Consider the following 18,072-nt stretch of genomic DNA (forward strand, 5'->3'; position numbering starts at 1 on the left):
TTCGTCACTTTGCACGTTCTGGAGGGGTGTCCGCGTGATCGGCTGGCTGGAAGCGGTGATCTTGGGGTTGGTCCAGGGGCTCACGGAGTTCCTGCCGATCTCCTCCAGCGCCCACATCCGCGTGGTCTCCGCCTTCGCCGGCTGGCCCGATCCCGGCGCGGCGTTCACCGCGGTCATCCAGCTCGGCACCGAGGCCGCGGTGCTCATCTACTTCCGCAAGGAGATCTGGGAGATCATCTCCACCTGGACCAGATCCCTGTTCGACAAGGAGCTGCGCGGCCACTGGGCGGCCCGCATGGGCTGGTACGTCATCGCCGGCACGCTGCCCATCGGCATCCTCGGCCTGCTGCTGAAGGACCAGATCGAGGGAGTCTTCCGCGACCTGCGGCTGGTCAGCACGACGCTGATCGTCTTCGCGGTCATCCTGTGGTTCGCCGACCACACGGCCCGCAACAAGCTGACGCTGGAGCGCCATCTCAGCTTCACCCACGCCATCGTCTACGGCTTCGCCCAGGCGCTGGCGCTGATCCCCGGCGTGTCCCGCTCGGGCGGCACCGTCACCGCGGGCCTGCTGCTCGACTACCGCCGCGAGGACGCCGCCAAATACTCGTTCCTGCTGGCCATCCCCGCCGTACTGGCGTCGGGGCTGTTCGAGCTGAAGGACATCGGCGAAGGGCCGGCCCCCGACTGGGGGCCGACCATCCTCGCCACCGTCATCTCGTTCGCCGTCGGCTACGCGGCGGTGGCCTGGTTCCTGCGCTACATCAGCACGCACAAGTTCACCGGTTTCGTGGTCTACCGGATCCTCCTGGGACTCTTCATCCTCTTCGCGGTCAGCATGGGCTGGCTCGACCCTCAGGCGGGCGCGCCCTCGGTCACGGAGGCGGGCACCGGCGCCGGGTAGTACGCCGCCCAGGCCGCGTCCCCCATCCGCAGCACCTTCACGCCCACCCAGCCGAGCGCCGCGGCGGGCGCGACCCAGAACGGCACCGTGAGCGGGCCGTAGGCGACGCCGAACGAGCCGACGTAGCCGACGCCGACGACCAGCGGCACCCACCAGTGCACGGCGCCGGCCCGCCAGACCGCGAGCAGCACCACCGGCAGGCCGAGGAGGCCGAAGAACATCCACGGCATCTGGAAGCCGAAGATGACGCCGGGCAGGTTCAGCATCTCGTCGAGGATCTTCTGCGCCTGCTCGGGGGAGTTGTGCTGCCCGAGGTACCACTCGACGGGGTCGATCATCAGCAGCGCCGACAGCGCGAGGTAGCCGAGGATCGTCAGGCCGCCGCTGACGTGCCCGAGCACGCTGGCCCTGCGCCGGGTGAAGTGCACGAGCCCGAGCACGGCGACGGCCATGAGCATCCACGACCAGTGGTAGAGGGCGGACTGGACCTGCGCGAGCGCGGGGTTGTCGCCGAAGCTGACCGCCTCGCGGTCGTCGCCCCAGGTTCCCGGGTCGACGACGACGGCGATCGCCTGGAGCAGCGGGGCCACGATCAGCAGGACGCCTGCCGTGACGCGGCGGAAGGTCACCTGGTTCTTCAACATGCCGCGAACGGTAGGCGCCGCCTCCGCGGGCGGTCGTCCACCTGCCGGACGATCCGCCGTCCGCTGCCGGAGTGAGAAGATCGCCCGGCGGGCGGGGTCAGGCGGCCGGCACCGGCGTCCGCGCCGGCCGGTACGTGGCCACCGTGACGACCAGCGCCGCCACCCCGAACGCGGTGGCGACCACCGTCACCCCGGTCCTGCCGAACCAGTCGAGCGCCGCGCCGCCCGCCAGCCCCGCCACGAACAGCCCGAGGTACTGCGCGGACGACAGCAGCCCGAGCCCGATCGGCACGTTGTCCGGCACCGCCGCCACGGTCCTGAACTGTTGCGGCGGGGCAATCAGCCAGCCGAGCGCGCCCCACAGGAACGCCCACACCAGCGCGACGGGCAGGGCCAGGTTGGCGACCGGGATGAGGGCCAGGAAGACGGTGGACGCGGCCAGGCCGAGAATGATCATCCGGCGGGGGCCGTACAGGTCGGTGAGCCGGCCGCCGAGCTGGTTGCCCGCGACGCCGCCGAGCCCCCACGCCCAGAGGACGGCCGTCAGCGGCAGGTCGAACAGCGACCCGATGTAGGTGTAGGCGGTGAACCCCGCCGCGAACATCAGCAGCTGCGTCGCCAGCACCGCCAGCACCGGCCGTTCGGCCAGCGGCGCGAAGCGCTCGCGCAGCCGCCCGGACACGGGCATCCTGACCTCGGGCACCACGGCGGCCACCCAGGCGAACCCCAGCACGCCGAGCCCGGTCACCATCCAGAGCGTGGCCCGCCAGCCGGCCTCGCCGCCCAGCCAGGTGCCGAGCGGCACGCCGATCGCCGACGACACGCTCAGCCCGCCCATCACCAGCGCCAGCGCCCGCCCGCGCCGTTCCGGCGTGCTCAGCGCGTTGGCCACGCCGGACGCGGTCGGGGTGAACATGGCCGCGCCCGCCGCCGCGACCACCCGCGTGGCCAGCACCAGCGCGTACGTCGGCGCGAGCGCGGTCAGCACGTTCCCCGCCACGAAGACGGCCATGGCGAGCAGCAGCAGCCGTTTGCGCGGCAGGCGTGCGGTTAAGGCGGCCAGCAGGGGTGAGAGCACCGCGTACGCCAGCGCGAACACCGTCATGAGCTGCCCCGCGGCCGAGCGCGAGACGCCGAGGTCGGCCGAGATGGGCGGAAGCAGCCCGGCGGTGACGAACATGCCGGTGCCGAGGGCGAAGTTCCCGACGGCCAGGGGGTAGAGCCGCGCGCTCAATGAAGCCTCCAACGACACAACTATTGGACGTTCATCAAACTGACTTATAGTTGGATTGTTGTCAAACCATTGGACGAAGGTAGGGTTCCAGCCATGCGCCTGCTGCCTCACCCCGCCACCGAGGACATCGAGCTCACCGAGGTGCTGCGGGCGCTGTCCGACCCCGTACGGCTGGAGATCGTCGCCCGGCTCGCCGTGGCGGGCGAGATGACCTGCACCGTGGCCGGCGACGACCTCGGCGTCCACAAGTCCACGGCCTCGCACCACTACCGCATGCTGCGCGAGGCGGGCGTGGTGCTCACCAAGCAGGTGGGCAGGCTGAAGTACATGAGCCTGCGCCGCGACGACCTCGACAGCCGCTTCCCCGGCCTGCTCGACTCGGTGCTCAACTCCGTGCTGGGCGCGGCCCGCCCGTGACCGCCGGCACGCTGCCCATCCGGCACGTCCTGCCCGATCTGCTGAGCGTTCTCGACGGGCCGGGGACGGCCGTGCTGACCGCGCCGCCCGGCACCGGCAAGACCACCGTGGTCCCGCTCGCCCTGGCCGAGGCCGGGATGCGGGTGCTGGTGGCCGAGCCGCGCCGGCTCGCGGTGCGCGCCGCCGCCCGGCGCATGGGCGTCAGCTACACCATCCGCGGCGAGCGCCACGCCGGGGCCAACCCGATGGTCGAGGTGGTCACCACCGGCGTGCTGCTCCAGCGCCTCCAGCGGGACCAGGAGCTGGCCGGGATCGACGCCGTCATCCTGGACGAGTGCCACGAACGGCACCTGGACGCCGACACCGCGCTCGCGTTCCTGCTCGACGTGCGCGCCACGCTCCGCCCCGACCTGCGGCTCGTCGCGGCCTCGGCCACCGCCGACGCCGGGCGCTGGTCCGGCCTGCTCGGCGGCCCCGTGGTGGCGGCGAGCGGCGTGGCGCACCCGGTCGAGACCGTCTGGGCGCCGCCGCCGCGCCCGGTCGCGCCGCCGCACGGCCTGCGCGTCGATCCGGCCCTCCTCACGCACGTCGCCGCCGTGGTCAGGCGGGCGCTCGCCGAACGCGAGGGCGACGTGCTGTGCTTCCTGCCGGGCGTCGGCGAGATCGCCAGGGTGGCCGGGCTGCTCGCGGGCCTCGACGTGGACGTGCTCCAGGTGCACGGCCAGGCGCCCGCCCACGTGCAGGACGCCGTGCTCGCCGCCGGCGCGGCCCGCCGCGTGGTGCTCGCCACGTCCGTGGCCGAGTCGAGTCTGACCGTGCCCGGGGTGCGGGTGGTCGTGGACTCGGGGCTGGCGCGGGAGCCGCGCACCGACCACGCGCGCGGGCTCGGCTCGCTGACCACCGTACGCGTGTCGAAGGCGGCGGCCGGGCAGCGCGCCGGCCGGGCGGGCCGCGAGGCGCCCGGAGCGGTCTACCGCTGCTGGACCGAGGCCGAGCACGAACGGCTGGCCGAGCAGCCGCGGCCGGAGATCGCGCTCGCCGACCTGACCGGCTTCGCGCTGCAGGCCGCCTGCTGGGGCGATCCGGACGCGAGCGGCCTCGCGCTGCTCGACCCGCCGCCCCCGGCCGCCATGTCGGCCGCCGCCCGCACGCTCGCCGCGCTCGGCGCGCTGGACGCCGCCGGCAAGGTCACCGGGCGGGGGCGGCGGATGGCGCTCGCGGGCGTCCACCCGCGACTGGCCCGCGCGCTGCTCGACGGCGGGCCGCGCGCCGCCGAGGTGGTGGCCCTGCTCTCCGAGCAGCTGCCGAGGGACGCCGGCGACGACCTCGTGGAGGTCTGGCGTACGGCGCGGCGCGGCGGCACCGGCTTCGCCGCCCGCTGGCGCCAGGAGACCCGCCGCCTCCGCCGCACCGCCTCCCCCAGCCCGGAAGCGCCCGACCCGGAGGCGCCCGCCGCTCCCGGCCCGGCGGCGCCCGCCGCTCCCGGCCGGGGGGCGCCCGCCGCTTCCGGCCCGGAGGCGCCCGCCGCTCCCGGCGCGGCGTCCGATGACGTCGTGGCCGGGCTGGTCGTGGCGCTGGCGTTCCCCGAGCGGGTTGCGCGCCGGCGCGGCGGCGGCTACCTGATGGCCTCGGGCACCCAGGCCCTGCTCCCCGACGGCTCCCGGCTCCAGAGCGCGCCGTGGCTGGCCGTCGCGGTGGCCGACCGCCCCACGGGCGCGGCCTCGGCGCGGGTCCGCCAGGCGGTGGCCATCGACGAGGAGATCGCCAGGCTCGCCCATCCGGTCACGTACGAGGACGAGGTCGAGTGGCGGGTGCCGCCCGGCGGGCGGCGCGGCGACGTCGTGGCCCGCACCGTCGAGCGCCTGGGCGCGATCGAGCTGTCCGCCGCCCCGATCGAGGGCGCCGACGTCCGCCCCGCCCTCCTGCACGGCCTGCGTACGGAGGACGTGCTGACCTGGACCAGGCAGGCCAAGGAGCTGCGCGACCGGCTGGCCTTCTGCCACCGGGCGCTCGGCGACCCCTGGCCGCCCGTTGACGACCTCGTGGCCCTGGCCGACCGGTGGCTGGAGCCCGAGCTGTCGCGCGCCCGCCGCCGCGCCGACCTGGAGCGCATCGACGTGGCCCAGGCCCTGCGCCGGCTGGTCCCGTGGAGCGAGCGCCTGGACGTGGCCGCGCCCGAGCGCGTCGAGGTGCCGAGCGGGTCGCACGTGCGCGTCGACTACTCGGGCGAGCAGCCGGTGCTGGCGGTGAAGCTGCAGGAGCTGTTCGGCCTGCGGGAGACGCCGCGGATCTCGGGCGTGCCGGTGCTGGTGCACCTGCTGTCCCCGGCGGGCCGCCCGGCGGCGGTGACGGCCGATCTCGCCTCGTTCTGGGCGGAGGGCTATCGTGCCGTACGCGCGGAGCTGCGCGGCCGTTATCCGAAGCATCCCTGGCCGGAGGACCCGCTGACCGCGCCGCCCACCCGCCGTACGAACCCCAGGAACCGCCCATGAGCATCGCCGAGCTGGCCGCCCGCGACAACGCTGAGTGGTGCGACACCATGTGCCGCGCCCACGGCATCGGCGGCGCGTTCGCCGAACGGGCCTGGACCAGCGCCGTCAGGACGCCGCCGTACTATCCCGACGCGGTGACGCTCTCCCCCGCCGCGACCGCCGCCGACGTGCTCGGCGTCATCGACGCGGGCTCCGGCGCGAGCGTCAAGGACAGCTTCGCCACGCTCGACCTGCCGGGCTTCGACGTGCTGTTCGAGGCCCAGTGGATCCACCACCCCGCGCCGGTGACGCGCCCGTCCCCGGTCGTGTGGGAGGAGGCCACGCCGGACACGCTGCCCGCGTGGGAGCGGGCGTGCTTCGACGGCGAGATGAGCGGGCTGTTCCCTGCCGCGCTGCTCGCCGAGGTGAGCGTCCTGTACGGCCGGATCGACGGCGAGCCGGTCTGCGGCTGCGTGCTCACGCCGCGCGAACGGGTCGTCGGCGTCTCCAACGTGTTCGCCACGGGCTGCGACGAGGACACCGTCTGGGCCGCCGTCGTCGCGGCGGCGGCCGCCCGCTTCCCCGGCCGCCCGGTGGTCGGCTACGAGCGGGACCCGTCCACCCCCCTGCGCCACGGCTTCCGCACCGCGGGCCCGCTGCGGGTCCTGCTGAAGGGCTAGCGCAGGTCGTCCAGCGTGGGGTTCTCGGTCACGGGGAAGGTCCGCGCGCCGACGCCGAGGTCCTTGAACCCGCTGGAGGTCGCGACGCACACCACCGGCCCGTCGAACGCGCGCCCCAGCCTCCGGTACGCGGCCAGCCCCGCCGCCCCCGACAGCTCCTGCCACAGCCCGTGCCGGGCGAGGTCGCACTGGGCCGCCCGCAGGTCGTCGTCGCTCACCCTGACCGCCTCGCCGCCGCTCTCCCGCACGGCCAGCACGCCCCGGTGGCCGCCGACGCCGCTCAGGATGCTGTACGCCGCGCTCGGCCCGGTCTCGACGATCGCGGCGGGGGCGCCGGTGTCGAGGGCGTGCGCGTGCGGGCCGCCGGCCGCGCTCTCGCAGGCGTACATGCGCGGCGTCGCCTCGCTCAGCCCGAGCAGCCGCAGCTCCGTGAAGCCCTTCCAGATGCCGAACAGCAGCTCGGCGTAGCCCGTGGGCGCGAACACCGCCGCGGGCACCGCGCCGAGCTGCAGGAACAGCTCGTAGGCGATGGTCTTGTAACCCTCGGGACCGAACGGGTGCCCGGTGTGGGTGACGGTCTGGTTGCTGACCGGGTGGTAGCCGAGCCGGTCCACGATCTCGCGGAGCAGCGGCCAGCGCCGTTCGACCGGGACGGAGAGGACGCGGGCGCCGTACGCGCGGACGAACGCCTGCACGGCCGGCGGCGACGCGGCCGAGGCGAGCACGATCGCGGGCAGCCCAGCGCGGGCGGCGTAGGCGGCGGCCGAGGCCCCGTGGTTGCCGGAGGAGGCGACGACGACGCCCGGCGCGCCCGCGGCGACGGCGGCGCTCACCGCGACCCGGGTGAGCCGGTCCTTGTGCGACCAGGTCGGGTTGCGGGACTCATCCTTGACGAAAACACCCTCCAGCTCCACCAGCGGGGTGCCGCCCTCGCCCAGGGTGGGCGCCGCGAGCGGCGGCAGCAGCGGCGCCCAGCGCGCGAGGTCGGGGCCGGGCTCCTGGTCGAACAGGCGGCGGTCGACGCGGTCGTAGTCGTAGACGACCTCGAGCGGGTAAGCGAGCTCGCCGGTGCTGGTGGCGGGGCAGCCGCGGGTCAGGGGCGGGAACAGCGGGTGGACGGTGTCGCGGTCGCCGAGTGAGCGCTGGCCGGTGGCGAGCGAGGTGGTGCGGATCACATGTTCGGATCCTATCGGTTGCTATCTGGGGGCCATCTCGCGCAACATCTCGCGACAATGAGTGAAACCCTGCACACTCTAGACATGTTGTGGGCAGGCAGGTCCGCCATCGAGATCGCGACGGCCGTCCGGCAGGGAGAGGTCACCGCCGTCACCGTCGTCGAGGAACATCTGCGCGTCATCGCGGAGCGTGAGCCCGGGATCGGGGCGTTCCGGCTGGTCCGCGAGCAGGTCGTCGAGGAGGCGCAGGCCCTGCAGAAACGGCGCGACCTGGCCGAGCTGCCGCTCGCCGGGGTTCCGGTGGCCGTCAAGGACAACCTGGAGGTCGCCGGCGAGCCCACCCGGCACGGCTCGGCGGCGAGCCCGGACACGCCCGCGGCCGAGGACCACGAGACGGTCGCCCGCCTGCGCGCGGCGGGCGCGCTCGTCATCGGGCTGACGAACCTGCCGGAGCTGGGGCTGGTGGCGGTGGGCGACAGCGCGTACGGCATCGTACGGAACCCGTGGAACCACGAGCGCACCGCGGGCGGCTCGTCCTCCGGCGGCGCGGCCGCCGTGGCGGCCGGCATGGTGCCGCTCGCGCTCGGCAACGACGGCCTCGGCTCCCTGCGCATCCCCGGCGCGGCCTGCGGCGTGCTGGCCGTCAAGCCCGGCCCCGGCCTGGTGCCCCCGCCGGCGCAGGACTGGGGCGGACTGACCGAGAACGGTCCGATCGCCACCACCGCCGCCGACCTGGCGCTCGCGCTGTCGGTGCTGGCCGCCGACCCGTCGCTGGCCGAGGCGTGGCGGACCGGGCGGCGTACGGACCCGAGCCCGCCCATGCTGCGCTCGGTGTGGGCCGACGACGCCGAGGTGTGGCAGCCGCAGCCGCCGCCCTCCGGGCCTGAGCCGTTCGACCTGCGGGTGGCCTACGCCCCGCAGCCGCTGCCGGTCGGCCTGCCGGTGGACAAGGAGTTCCAGGCGGCGGTGCGCGCGGCGGCCGAGACGCTGCGCGTGGCCGGGCACACGGTGGTCGAGCACGCCCGCAGGCTGCCCGCCTGGCTCGGCCCCGCTACGGTGGCCACCTGGCTGCGCCAGGCCGCGCTGACGGCCGAGGGCCTGGACCGGGACGGGCTGGAGCGGCGCACCAGATCACTGGCCCGCGCCGGCCGGGCGCTCGCCGCCATGCGTGCGGACGGTGAGCGGGGCCGCGAGCGCTGGCGCGCCTACGGGGCCGACCAGTGGTTCGACGACGCCGACGCGCTGGTCATGCCGGTGCTGGCGACCCTGCCGCCGCGGGCCGAGCGGTGGGGCGAGCGCGGGCTGCTGCGCAACCTGCTGCTGAACGTGCGCTTCGCCCCCGGCGCAGGGCCGTGGAACATGTGCGGCTGGCCCGCGCTCACCGTGCCGGTCGCCACGCACAGCGGCGGGCTGCCGATCGGCGTGCAGCTCGTCGCCCCGCCGGGCGGCGAGCCGCACCTGCTCGGCCTCGCCGCCCAGCTCCAGGCCGCCCACCCTCTGGTGCGCCCGCCCGGTTACGCCTGAAAGCCGGTCAGACGCCCTTGGGGTGCCAGACCGTCTTGGTCTCCAGGAACCGGGTCATGCGCCCGATCCCGGGATCGGCCGTCCAGTCCTCCTGGACCGGCCGCAGGACCCGCTTGAGGTTCTCCGCCGCCTCCTGCTCGCAGCGCAGCGCCAGGTCGGCGTCCGTCACCCCGGTGAGGTCGAGCCCGTTGACGTCCATGTGGGCCGCCAGCCAGGGCGCCAGCTCCTCCTGCCGCCCGGTGAGCAGGTTGACCACGCCGCCCGGCAGGTCGGAGGTGGCCAGCACCTCCGCCAGGGTGATCGCGGCCAGCGGCGACGGCTCGGAGGCCACCACCACGCAGGTGTTGCCGGTCACGATCACCGGCGCGACCACGGACACCAGCCCGAGCAGCGGATCGGCGGGCGCGACCACCGCGACCACGCCGGTCGGCTCGGGCGACGACAGGTTGAAGTAGGGGCCGGCGACCGCGTTGGCCGCCCCGTGCACCGAGGCGATCTTGTCGGACCAGCCCGCGTACCAGACCAGCCGGTCCACGGCCGCGTCCACGGACTCCAGGGCCGTGCGCTTGCCGCCGCCGTGCTCCTCGGCGAACTGGGCGCGCCGCCCCTCCAGCATCTCGGCGACCCGGTAGAGGATCTGCCCCCGGTTGTAGGCGGTCGCGCCGGACCAGCCGGGGAACGCCTTGCGCGCGGCCACCACCGCGTCGCGGGCGTCCTTGCGCGAGGCCAGCGAGGCGTTGGCGAGGAAGTCGCCCTTGGCCGAGGTCACGGGGTAGGACCTCCCACTCTCCGAGCGCGGGAACGCCCCTCCGATGTAGAGCTTGTAGGTCTTTCTGACGGACAACCTACTCATCGCCCCGCCCCCTCCACGTGGACTCCTGCGACATCTGGACCGGCACGAAGACCTGGCCGCACCGGCTCACGCCGCAGCGGTGGGCGTACCAGCCGGTGCGTACGGGCCGTCCGGCGCGGGCGAAGGCGTGGCCGCGCGTGGCCTGCGCGCGCCGCTTGGCGCGGCCCGCGCGGCGGTGCTCACACGTCAAGGTAGGCCTCCAACCCGAGCAGACCGCCCTCACGGCCGTAGCCGGACTCCTTGTAGCCGCCGAACGGCGAGGCCGGGTCGAACTTGTTGAAGGTGTTGGCCCACACCACGCCGGCACGCAGCCGGTCGGCCATCCACAGGATGCGCGAGCCCTTCTCGGTCCAGATGCCGGCCGACAGCCCGTACGGGGTGTTGTTGGCCTTCTCCACGGCCTCGGCCGGGGTGCGGAAGGTCAGCACGGACAGCACCGGGCCGAAGATCTCGTCCCTGGCGATCGCGTGCGACTGCGCGACGCCCGTGAAGACGGTCGGCGCGAACCAGAAGCCGCGCTCGGGCAGCTCGCACGGCGCCGACCAGCGCTCGGCCCCCTCGGCCTCGCCCAGCTCCGACAGCTCGCGGATCTTGTCTAGCTGCGCGGCCGAGTTGATCGCGCCGACGTCGGTGTTCTTGTCCAGCGGGTCGCCGACCCGCAGCGTCGCCATGCGGCGCTTGAGCGCGGCCAGCAGCTCGTCATGGACCGACTCCTGCACCAGCAGGCGCGAGCCCGCGCAGCAGACGTGGCCCTGGTTGAAGAAGATGCCGTTGACGATGCCCTCGACGGCCTGGTCGAGCGCGGCGTCCTCGAAGACGATGTTCGCGGCCTTGCCGCCCAGCTCCAGCGTCAGCTTCTTGTCGGTGCCCGCCACCGTGCGGGCGATCAACCGGCCGACCTCGGTGGAGCCGGTGAAGGCCACCTTGTTGACGTCGGGGTGCGCGACGACGGCCGCGCCGGTCTCGCCCGCGCCGGTGACGATGTTGACCACACCGGGCGGCAGGTCGGCCTGCCGGCAGATGTCGGCGAACCAGAGCGCGCTGAGCGGCGTGGTCTCGGCGGGCTTCAGCACCACGGTGTTGCCGCAGGCCAGCGCCGGGGCGATCTTCCAGGCCAGCATGAGCAGCGGGAAGTTCCACGGGATGACCTGCCCGGCGACGCCGAGCGGCTTGGTGCCGAACCCGGCGTACTCCAGCTTGTCGGCCCACCCCGCGTAGTAGAAGAAGTGGGCGGCGACCAGCGGCAGGTCCACGTCGCGCGACTCGCGGATGGGCTTGCCGTTGTCGAGCGACTCCAGCACGGCCAGCTCGCGGGCGCGCTCCTGGATGATGCGCGCGATGCGGAACAGGTATTTGGCCCGTTCGGCGCCGGGCAGGGCGCTCCACACGCCGAACGCCTTGCGCGCGGCCTGCACCGCCCGGTCGACGTCGTCGGAGGTCGCCGTGGCGATCTCGGCCAGCGGCTCCTCGGTGGCCGGGTTGACGGTCTTGAACGTGGGGCCGGAGCCGTCGGTGAACTCGCCGTTGATGAACAGCCCGTAGGCCGGCTGAAGGTCGACGACGGCGCGGGACTCGGGGGCGGGGGCGTACTCGAAGATCGCCATCATCAGTCCAACGTGAAGTAGTCGGGGCCGGCGTACCGTCCGGTGGTCAGCTTCTGCCGCTGCATGAGCAGGTCGTTGAGCAGCGAGGACGCGCCGAGCCTGAACCACTCGGGGGTCAGCCAGTCGTCGCCGGCCGTCTCGTTGACCAGGACCAGGTGCTTGATCGCGTCCTTCGTCGTACGGATGCCGCCGGCCGGCTTGACGCCCACCTGCCGCCCCGTGGCGTCGCGGAAGTCGCGCACCGCCTCCAGCATGACCAGCGTCACCGGCAGCGTCGCGGCCGGGGAGACCTTGCCCGTCGAGGTCTTGATGAAGTCGGCGCCCGCCAGCATCGCCAGCCAGGACGCGCGCCGCACGTTGTCGTAGGTGGACAGCTCGCCGGTCTCCAGGATGACCTTGAGGTGGGCCTGCCCGCAGGCGGCCTTGACCGCCACGATCTCGTCGTACACCTTCAGGTAGTCGCCGGACAGGAACGCGCCGCGGTCGATGACCATGTCGATCTCGTCGGCGCCGGCGGCGACGGCCAGGGCCGTGTCGGTCACCTTGACCTCCAGCGAGGTGCGCCCGCTCGGGAAGGCGGTGGCGACCGAGGCCACCTTGACCCCCGAGCCGCGCAGCGCCTCGACGGCCACGGCGACCAGGTCGGGGTAGACGCAGACGGCCGCCACCTTGGGCGCGCCGCCGCCGGGGCGCACGGCCTTGGTGCACATCGCGCGCACCTTGCCGGCCGTGTCGGCGCCTTCCAGGGTGGTGAGGTCGACCATGGAGATGGCGAGGTCGATGGCGGTGGCCTTGGCTGAGGTCTTGATCGAACGGGTGCCGAGCGTGGCCGCCCGCTGGTCGGCGCCGACCCGGTCGACGCCGGGCAGGCCGTGCAGGAAGGCCCGCAGCGTCGCGCCGGACGCGGCGACGTCCGCGAGCGAAGTCGTCATAGTTGACACCATCACAGCATCGCCGACCGGTCCCGCGACCTCCAAACCGATCGCCTAGGGCAGAACGGCGGGATCCCTAGGTATGCCCGGCGGGGGCGGGTCCTGGAGATAAGGCATCCACCCGATGTGCGGGGGTGCACCTTAGCCCGATTCTTGAAGATGTCAGCAAGACACGAAATGTCAGGAGACACGGGCATGAATCCCGAAATCGAGTTCGAGCTCATGAAGAGCCACGCGAACGAGCTGCGCCGGGCCGCCGCCCAGCACCGCCGCGTACGCGAGGCGGAGCGCGTCAACAAGGCCGAGCGCCGCTCGGTCTTCGGCAAGCGCCGCACGTCATGACCATCCCACGAGAGCCCGGCCACCACCTCCCTCGTGGCCGGGCCTCGCTGCCTCCCTGACGCCTCCCTCATCGCTCACAAATCCGTCGAAAGCACTGATAAGGCATGACATGCTGGATGACATGCGGGGACGAAGCGTCAGTCCCGTCTTCGTCGGGCGGGAAGAGGAACTGACGGCCCTCTCGGAGAGCTTCGAGGACGCACTCAAAGGCAAGGTGACAGCCGTCCTGCTGGGGGGCGAGGCAGGCGTCGGCAAGACCCGGCTGGTCCAGCGCTTCGCCGAGCACTGCGCGGCCGGCGGGGCACAGGTGCTGCTCGGCGGCTGCGTCGAGCTGTCCACCGAGGGTCTGGCCTACGCGCCCTTCACCGCCGCACTGCGCCAGCTCGTCCGCGAGCAGGGCCCCGCCGCCGTCGTCGCGCTGCTGCCCGAGGGCGCCGAACGCGACCTCGCCCGGCTGCTGCCCGAGTTCGGCGAGCCGGTCGGCGACGGCGAGACCGACACCGGCCGCGCCCGGCTGTTCGAGCAGATCCTCACCCTCCTGGAACGGCTGGCCGACGCCCGGCCCACCGTGCTCGTCATCGAGGACATCCACTGGGCCGACCGGTCCAGCCGCGACCTCATCGCCTTCCTCGCCCGTAACCTGCACATCCCGCAGGTGCTGATCCTCATGACGTACCGCAGCGACGACCTGCACCGCCAGCACCCGCTCCGGCCCGTGCTGGCCGAGCTCGGCCGGGTGCAGGGCGTGCACCGGCTCGACCTGCCCCGCCTGTCGCGCGACGAGGTAGCCCAGCAGATGACCGCCATCCTCGGCCGCGTCCCCGAGTACGCCAAAGTCGAGAAGGTCTACGAACGCAGCGAGGGCATCCCGCTGTTCGTCGAGGCCATGCTGGAGAGCGGCGAGGACTGCGGCTTCCCCGAGTCCATGCAGGACCTCATACTCAACTCGGTCGAGCGGCTGCCCGAGGAGACCCAGCGCGTGCTGCGCATCGCCGCCGCCGGCGGCATCCGGGTCGGCCACGCGCTGCTGGCCGCCGTGAGCGGCCTGTCCGACGTCGAGCTGGAGACCGCGCTCCGCCCCGCCATCGCCGGCAACGTGCTCCAGGTCGCCGACAACCGGGCCTACGTCTTCCGCCACTCCCTCATCCAGGAGGCCGTGCACGACGAGCTGCTGCCCGGCGAGCACCAGCGCCTGCACTCCCGCTACGCCGAGGAGATCTCCAAGGACCGCGCGCTCGTCCCGCCCGGCCGCGCCGCCGTCGAGCTGGCCCACCACTGGTACGGCGCCCGCAACGACCTCTGGGCGCTGATCTCGGCGTGGGAGGCGGCGCGCAAGTCGTTCAAGGCGTTCGCCTACACCGAGGCCGTGCCGCTGCTCGAACGCGTGCTCATGCTGTGGGACCGGGTGCCCGACGCCGCCGAGCGCATCGGCGCCGACCACACCGCCGTGCTCGAACGCGCCTCCGAGGCCGCGCACGCCGGCGGCGACGTCGACAAGGGCATGAAGTTCGTCAAGGCCGCGCTGAAGCAGCTCGACGAGGCCACGGAGCCGGCCCGCGTGGCGCAGCTCATCGTCCGGCGGGCCGTGTTCAAGAGCTCCAAGGGCCACATGGGCGTCATCGAGGACCTGCGGGACGCCCTCCGGCTCGTCCCGCAGGACAGCCTCGAACGTGCCGAGGTCGTCACCAACCTCGGCCGCCACCTCATGCTGCGCGGCCGGATCGCCGAGGCGAGCGAGCTGATCAACGAGGGCCTGCGCCTGGCCAGGCGGCACGGCGACCGCTGCCTGGAGAGCGACCTGCTGATGAACCTCGCGCTCGGCCACTCGCTCAACGGCGAGACCGAGTCCGTGTTGGCGCTCAACGAGCAGGCGCTGGAGATCGGCCGCGAGGAGCAGTCCCACCGCATCATCCTGCGGGCGATCGCCAACAACATCGACTCCCTCATCGAGATGGGCCGCCACGAGGAGGCCCTGGCCGTGTCCGAGCAGGGCTGGGAGACCGCCAGGAAATGGGGCAGGCTGCGCGGCAGCGGCCTGTTCATCATGAACAACTGGGCCGAGGTCCTGGAGGTCATCGGCCGCTGGGACGAGGCCATCGAGATCGTCGAGGCCGCCCTCGCCTACGGGCCCGCCCTCCGCACCCGCTACGCGCTGCTGCGCGTGCGCGCCGACATCGCGCTCGGGCGCGGCGAGGTGGAGCTGGTCGAGAACATCCTGTCCGAGGTCGGCGTGTTCAAGGACCGCCCCGAGGACTTCGTCCAGGACATCACCAACAACGCGCGGCTGCGCATCGGCTGGCACCTGCTCAGGGGCGAGCCGACGCAGGCGCTGGCCGCGGCCGAGCAGGTGCTCGCCCTTCCCACGCGCTCCAGCAAGGGCAAGCTCGGCTGGCGGCTGCTCTCCCTGCTGCGCAACGTCTGCGACGCCGCCGAGGCCGCCGAGCCCGAGCGCACCGCCGCCGTACGCGCGCGGGCCGCCGAGGTCGCCGCGCAGCTGTCGGTCATCGGGCCGGTGGTGGAGGCGTACCGGCTGTCGTACAGCGGGGACTTCGACGCCGCGGCGGCCGGCTGGGAGCGGCTCAACCGCCCCCACAACCAGGCCAAGGCGCTGCTGCGGGCCGCCGCGGACGCCGCCCGCACCGGCGACCGCGAGGGCGCCGCGGCCCGGCTCAAGGTCGCCCTGCCCCTGGCCCGTTCCCTGTGCGCCACCCCGCTCATCGAGGACGTCGAGACGCTGTCCCGCCGGGTCGGCGGGAGCGCCGCGCCGCAGTCGCAGGAGCCGTCCGAGCTGCTGACGCCGCGCGAGCTGGAGGTGCTACGCCTGGTCACCCAGGGCCGCACCAACCGCGACATCGCCGCCGAGCTGTTCATCTCGGCCAAGACGGTCAGCGTGCACGTGTCGAACATCCTGGGCAAACTCGGCGTCACCACCCGAGGCGAGGCAGCCGCCGCCGCCCACCGCCTCTCGCTACTCGCCTGACCCGCGTTCCTGGGGCAGCACGGACCGCACGGCCTCCTCACTCCGCCCCACCACCGCCGTGCCGTCATCGGCGGTGATGATCGGCCGCTGGATGAGAACCGGATGCGCGGCCAGCGCCTCGACCCACCGCTCCCGCGCCCCGGCGTCCTTCGGCCACTCCCCCATCCCGAGCTCCACCGCCACCGGCTCCCCGGTCCTCGCGATGTCCCACGGCTCCAGCCCCAGCCGCCCGAGAACGTCCCTGATCTCGTCCGCGCCCGGCGGATCGTCGAGATAACGCCGTACGGTGTAGTCGGCCGCCTCGGCATCCAGCACCGACAACGCCGCCCGACACTTCGAACACCCCGGATTGATCCAGATCTCCATACCGCCTGTCACCCTTTCGATGTGGTCGTGCCTGGAGAGAGCCAGACCTCGAGGTCGAGGTCGGGCCCTCTGTGAAGTTGCCGGATGGCTCACCGCCGGCATCAGCAGAGCGAAGTTCCCAGAGTCCGGCGATGTGCTCAGCATCCGACGTGTAGATCGCCGCCTCAGGAGGGGGCAGGGGCCGCGAGCATCCCTGCCGCCATGACGTGCAGCGACGCGGCCAGTCGCGGGGCCTCTCCGCACTCCAGCAGCCGCAGGACCGGTTCGCTTTGAAGGCTGCCCAGCAGGATGTGCGCCAGCAGCTCTCCGTCCAGGTCGGGGCGCCGCTCGGCGATCAGTGCGCTGGTGTGGCCGTGCCAGAACCGGTAGACGGGATGGTCGTCCCGCGAGTCCGGAACGTGGTCACCGCCCCGGTGCTCGCCTTGCTCCTTCCACTCCGGCCTGGGCGCCGCCGTGGCGGCGTGGCCGAGCGCCGCGAGGAGCCCCTTGTTGCGACCGACGACGTCGACGATCGCGTCCAGGAAGGCCATCAGCCGTTCCTCGGGCGGGGCGCCGGGCCCCAGCGGCGGAGGTCCGCTCGCCACGGCCTCCTCCAGCGCGTAGGCCCGCTCCTGCATCAGTGCGACCATCAGTCCCATCCGGCTGCCGAAACGGTGGAACACCGTGCCCTTACCGACCCCGGCCGCGGCGGCGACCTGTTCCATGGAGATCTGCTCGGGCCGGTGTCGGGCCAGAAGGGCCTCGGTCGCCCGCAGGATGGCGCGACGGTTGCGTGCCGCGTCAGCGCGTTCGCGACGCTCCTCGGTCATCGGCTCCCCTTTCCGTGGACAACTGGACCGCCGGTCAAGTACGCTCCCATCGAACTTGACCACTGGTCCACTTTATCCCCGATGAGGGAGGACGGCATGCGCCGAATCCGTTATCACGCCTATGGCGGCCCCGAGGTGCTCACCATGGAAGAGACGGAGATCCCCCGCCCGGGCCCCGGTCAGGTGCGCATCCGCACCGAGGCGATCGGCGCCAACTTCGTCGACGTGAAGTTCCGCCAGGGGCCGGAGACCGGCGGGATCTACCGGCGCGACCTGCCCGCCGTGCTCACCGGCGACGTGGTCGGCACGGTCGACGCGGTGGGGCCCGGCGTCGACCCCGGCCTCACCGGCCGGCGGGTCGCCGCGCTGGCCGAGGACGCCTTCGCCGACCAGGTCCTCGCCGACGCCGAATGGCTCGCGCCCGTACCGGAGGGAATCGACGACGCCACCGCGAGCATGCTGCCGATGGGCGCCCCCGTGGCGCTGGGCACGTTGCGCGCCGCCCGGCTGTCGCCCGGCGAGACCGTGCTCGTTCACGCCGCCGCGGGAGGCATCGGCCACCTGGCCGTACAACTCGCCAAGATCGCCGGTGCCGGCACCGTGATCGCCACAGCAGGCTCCCCCGCCAAGCTGGACTTCACCCGCACGCTCGGCGCCGACGCGGCCGTCGACTACTCAGCGGAGGACTGGCCCGACCAGGTGCGCAAGGCCGCACCAGAAGGGATCGACGTCGTCCTGGACTCCGTCGGTGGCCGCATCCTGGTGCGCAGCCTCGACCTCCTGGCACCGTTCGGCCGGGCCGTCGTCTACGGAGCAGCCGGCGGCGGGGCCACCGACATCCCGCTGACCAGCCTTTTCGCGATGAGATCGGTAGCGGGGTTCTCACTGCTCGCCTGGCGCGCCGCCGCACCGAAGCAAGCACGCGAGGACATGGACCAAGTCACGCAGCACGCGGTCGAGGGGAGACTCCGCGCCAGGCTGCACGCCCGGCTGCCGCTCGACCAGGCGGCCGAAGCGCATCGGATCATGGAAAGTCGCTCCCAACTCGGCCGCGTCCTCCTCGTGCCCTGAGCGCGATCATCGACGCGTACCAAGCCCGGGGCCGTGCGGGGGTGCGACGGCATGGTCCGAAACAGG

17 protein-coding genes are annotated in these 18,072 nt (G+C 73.3%); 8 read left to right on the forward strand and 9 right to left on the reverse strand.

Annotated elements, in window-relative coordinates; all coding sequences use genetic code 11:
• The first annotated feature begins 34 nt into the window (after window positions 1–34).
• Window positions 35–904 (forward strand): undecaprenyl-diphosphate phosphatase, encoded by an 870-nt coding sequence (locus ABD292_RS16020; protein WP_344208034.1) that lies wholly within the window; start codon window positions 35–37, stop codon window positions 902–904.
• On the opposite strand, the gene ABD292_RS16025 is transcribed toward ABD292_RS16020, so the two are convergent.
• A complete protein-coding gene (locus ABD292_RS16025) occupies window positions 856–1,548 on the reverse strand; it encodes a hypothetical protein (RefSeq protein ID WP_344208035.1) in 693 nt (230 codons plus the stop codon). The genes ABD292_RS16020 and ABD292_RS16025 overlap by 49 nt on opposite strands.
• Before the next feature lie 97 nt (window positions 1,549–1,645).
• Window positions 1,646–2,782, reverse strand: coding sequence for an MFS transporter (locus ABD292_RS16030; protein WP_344208036.1), 1,137 nt, complete (start codon window positions 2,780–2,782; stop codon window positions 1,646–1,648).
• Window positions 2,783–2,875: 93 nt separating this feature from the next.
• Here ABD292_RS16030 and ABD292_RS16035 point away from each other — a divergent pair, with 93 nt between their 5' ends.
• Genes ABD292_RS16035 through ABD292_RS16045 form a run of 3 tightly spaced genes read left to right on the forward strand, consistent with a single transcriptional unit; the run spans window position 2,876 to window position 6,350 of the window.
• Complete coding sequence (locus ABD292_RS16035) at window positions 2,876–3,199, forward strand: ArsR/SmtB family transcription factor (protein ID WP_344208037.1); 324 nt, start codon at window positions 2,876–2,878, stop codon at window positions 3,197–3,199.
• Entirely contained in the window at window positions 3,196–5,691 is a 2,496-nt protein-coding gene (hrpB, locus tag ABD292_RS16040; RefSeq protein ID WP_344208038.1) for an ATP-dependent helicase HrpB, read from the forward strand. The genes ABD292_RS16035 and hrpB overlap by 4 nt, the downstream gene beginning before the upstream one ends.
• Window positions 5,688–6,350, forward strand: a complete 663-nt coding sequence (locus ABD292_RS16045; protein ID WP_344208039.1) for a hypothetical protein — start codon at window positions 5,688–5,690, stop codon at window positions 6,348–6,350. The genes hrpB and ABD292_RS16045 overlap by 4 nt, the downstream gene beginning before the upstream one ends.
• Here ABD292_RS16045 and ABD292_RS16050 read toward each other — a convergent pair.
• On the reverse strand, window positions 6,347–7,525 hold the full coding sequence (locus ABD292_RS16050; protein ID WP_344208040.1) for a threonine synthase: 1,179 nt from the start codon (window positions 7,523–7,525) through the stop codon (window positions 6,347–6,349). The genes ABD292_RS16045 and ABD292_RS16050 overlap by 4 nt on opposite strands.
• 84 nt (window positions 7,526–7,609) lie before the next feature.
• On the opposite strand from ABD292_RS16050, the gene ABD292_RS16055 reads away from it, so the two are divergent.
• The gene (locus tag ABD292_RS16055) at window positions 7,610–9,049 is read left to right on the forward strand and encodes an amidase (protein WP_344208041.1); all 1,440 of its coding nucleotides are present in this window, start codon (window positions 7,610–7,612) and stop codon (window positions 9,047–9,049) included.
• Between the two features lie 7 nt (window positions 9,050–9,056).
• Here ABD292_RS16055 and ABD292_RS16060 read toward each other — a convergent pair whose 3' ends face one another.
• The 4 genes from ABD292_RS16060 to deoC are packed head-to-tail and all read right to left on the reverse strand — an operon-like array spanning window position 9,057 to window position 12,438.
• Window positions 9,057–9,902 (reverse strand): aldehyde dehydrogenase family protein, encoded by an 846-nt coding sequence (locus ABD292_RS16060; RefSeq protein WP_344208042.1) that lies wholly within the window; start codon window positions 9,900–9,902, stop codon window positions 9,057–9,059.
• Window positions 9,895–10,092: a hypothetical protein gene (locus tag ABD292_RS16065; RefSeq protein ID WP_344208044.1), complete on the reverse strand. Its 198-nt coding sequence runs from the start codon at window positions 10,090–10,092 to the stop codon at window positions 9,895–9,897. The genes ABD292_RS16060 and ABD292_RS16065 overlap by 8 nt, the downstream gene beginning before the upstream one ends.
• Window positions 10,082–11,509, reverse strand: coding sequence for an aldehyde dehydrogenase family protein (locus ABD292_RS16070; RefSeq protein ID WP_425565096.1), 1,428 nt, complete (start codon window positions 11,507–11,509; stop codon window positions 10,082–10,084). The genes ABD292_RS16065 and ABD292_RS16070 overlap by 11 nt, the downstream gene beginning before the upstream one ends.
• Window positions 11,509–12,438, reverse strand: a complete 930-nt coding sequence (gene deoC / locus ABD292_RS16075; protein ID WP_344208046.1) for a deoxyribose-phosphate aldolase — start codon at window positions 12,436–12,438, stop codon at window positions 11,509–11,511. The genes ABD292_RS16070 and deoC overlap by 1 nt, the downstream gene beginning before the upstream one ends.
• Window positions 12,439–12,633: 195 nt before the next feature.
• On the opposite strand from deoC, the gene ABD292_RS16080 reads away from it, so the two are divergent.
• Window positions 12,634–12,780, forward strand: coding sequence for a hypothetical protein (locus tag ABD292_RS16080; protein ID WP_344208047.1), 147 nt, complete (start codon window positions 12,634–12,636; stop codon window positions 12,778–12,780).
• Window positions 12,781–12,901: 121 nt separating this feature from the next.
• A complete protein-coding gene (locus ABD292_RS16085; protein ID WP_344208048.1) occupies window positions 12,902–15,760 on the forward strand; it encodes an ATP-binding protein in 2,859 nt (952 codons plus the stop codon).
• On the opposite strand, the gene ABD292_RS16090 is transcribed toward ABD292_RS16085, so the two are convergent.
• Both ABD292_RS16090 and ABD292_RS16095 read right to left on the reverse strand, forming a co-directional pair.
• A complete protein-coding gene (locus ABD292_RS16090) occupies window positions 15,749–16,126 on the reverse strand; it encodes an arsenate reductase family protein (protein WP_344208049.1) in 378 nt (125 codons plus the stop codon). The genes ABD292_RS16085 and ABD292_RS16090 overlap by 12 nt on opposite strands.
• Before the next feature lie 164 nt (window positions 16,127–16,290).
• Window positions 16,291–16,935, reverse strand: coding sequence for a TetR/AcrR family transcriptional regulator (locus ABD292_RS16095; RefSeq protein WP_344208050.1), 645 nt, complete (start codon window positions 16,933–16,935; stop codon window positions 16,291–16,293).
• 96 nt (window positions 16,936–17,031) lie between these two features.
• Here ABD292_RS16095 and ABD292_RS16100 point away from each other — a divergent pair, with 96 nt between their 5' ends.
• Entirely contained in the window at window positions 17,032–18,006 is a 975-nt protein-coding gene (locus ABD292_RS16100; protein WP_344208051.1) for a quinone oxidoreductase family protein, read from the forward strand.
• Window positions 18,007–18,072: the final 66 nt, after the last annotated feature.

The organism is Nonomuraea bangladeshensis, assembly GCF_039529455.1.
Classification (GTDB): Bacteria; Actinomycetota; Actinomycetes; order Streptosporangiales; family Streptosporangiaceae; genus Nonomuraea; species Nonomuraea bangladeshensis.

What these genes read in the sequence shown, in the direction of transcription:
- ABD292_RS16025 (WP_344208035.1), bottom strand. Translation starts at nt 1,548, where the DNA reads ATGTTGAAGAACCAGGTGACCTTCCGCCGCGTCACGGCAGGCGTCCTG.
- ABD292_RS16035 (WP_344208037.1), top strand. Translation starts at nt 2,876, where the DNA reads ATGCGCCTGCTGCCTCACCCCGCCACCGAGGACATCGAGCTCACCGAG.
- ABD292_RS16045 (WP_344208039.1), top strand. Translation starts at nt 5,688, where the DNA reads ATGAGCATCGCCGAGCTGGCCGCCCGCGACAACGCTGAGTGGTGCGAC.
- ABD292_RS16055 (WP_344208041.1), top strand. Translation starts at nt 7,610, where the DNA reads ATGTTGTGGGCAGGCAGGTCCGCCATCGAGATCGCGACGGCCGTCCGG.
- ABD292_RS16060 (WP_344208042.1), bottom strand. Translation starts at nt 9,902, where the DNA reads ATGAGTAGGTTGTCCGTCAGAAAGACCTACAAGCTCTACATCGGAGGG.
- ABD292_RS16070 (WP_425565096.1), bottom strand. Translation starts at nt 11,509, where the DNA reads ATGATGGCGATCTTCGAGTACGCCCCCGCCCCCGAGTCCCGCGCCGTC.
- deoC (WP_344208046.1), bottom strand. Translation starts at nt 12,438, where the DNA reads ATGACGACTTCGCTCGCGGACGTCGCCGCGTCCGGCGCGACGCTGCGG.
- ABD292_RS16080 (WP_344208047.1), top strand. Translation starts at nt 12,634, where the DNA reads ATGAATCCCGAAATCGAGTTCGAGCTCATGAAGAGCCACGCGAACGAG.
- ABD292_RS16085 (WP_344208048.1), top strand. Translation starts at nt 12,902, where the DNA reads ATGCGGGGACGAAGCGTCAGTCCCGTCTTCGTCGGGCGGGAAGAGGAA.
- ABD292_RS16090 (WP_344208049.1), bottom strand. Translation starts at nt 16,126, where the DNA reads ATGGAGATCTGGATCAATCCGGGGTGTTCGAAGTGTCGGGCGGCGTTG.
- ABD292_RS16095 (WP_344208050.1), bottom strand. Translation starts at nt 16,935, where the DNA reads ATGACCGAGGAGCGTCGCGAACGCGCTGACGCGGCACGCAACCGTCGC.
- ABD292_RS16100 (WP_344208051.1), top strand. Translation starts at nt 17,032, where the DNA reads ATGCGCCGAATCCGTTATCACGCCTATGGCGGCCCCGAGGTGCTCACC.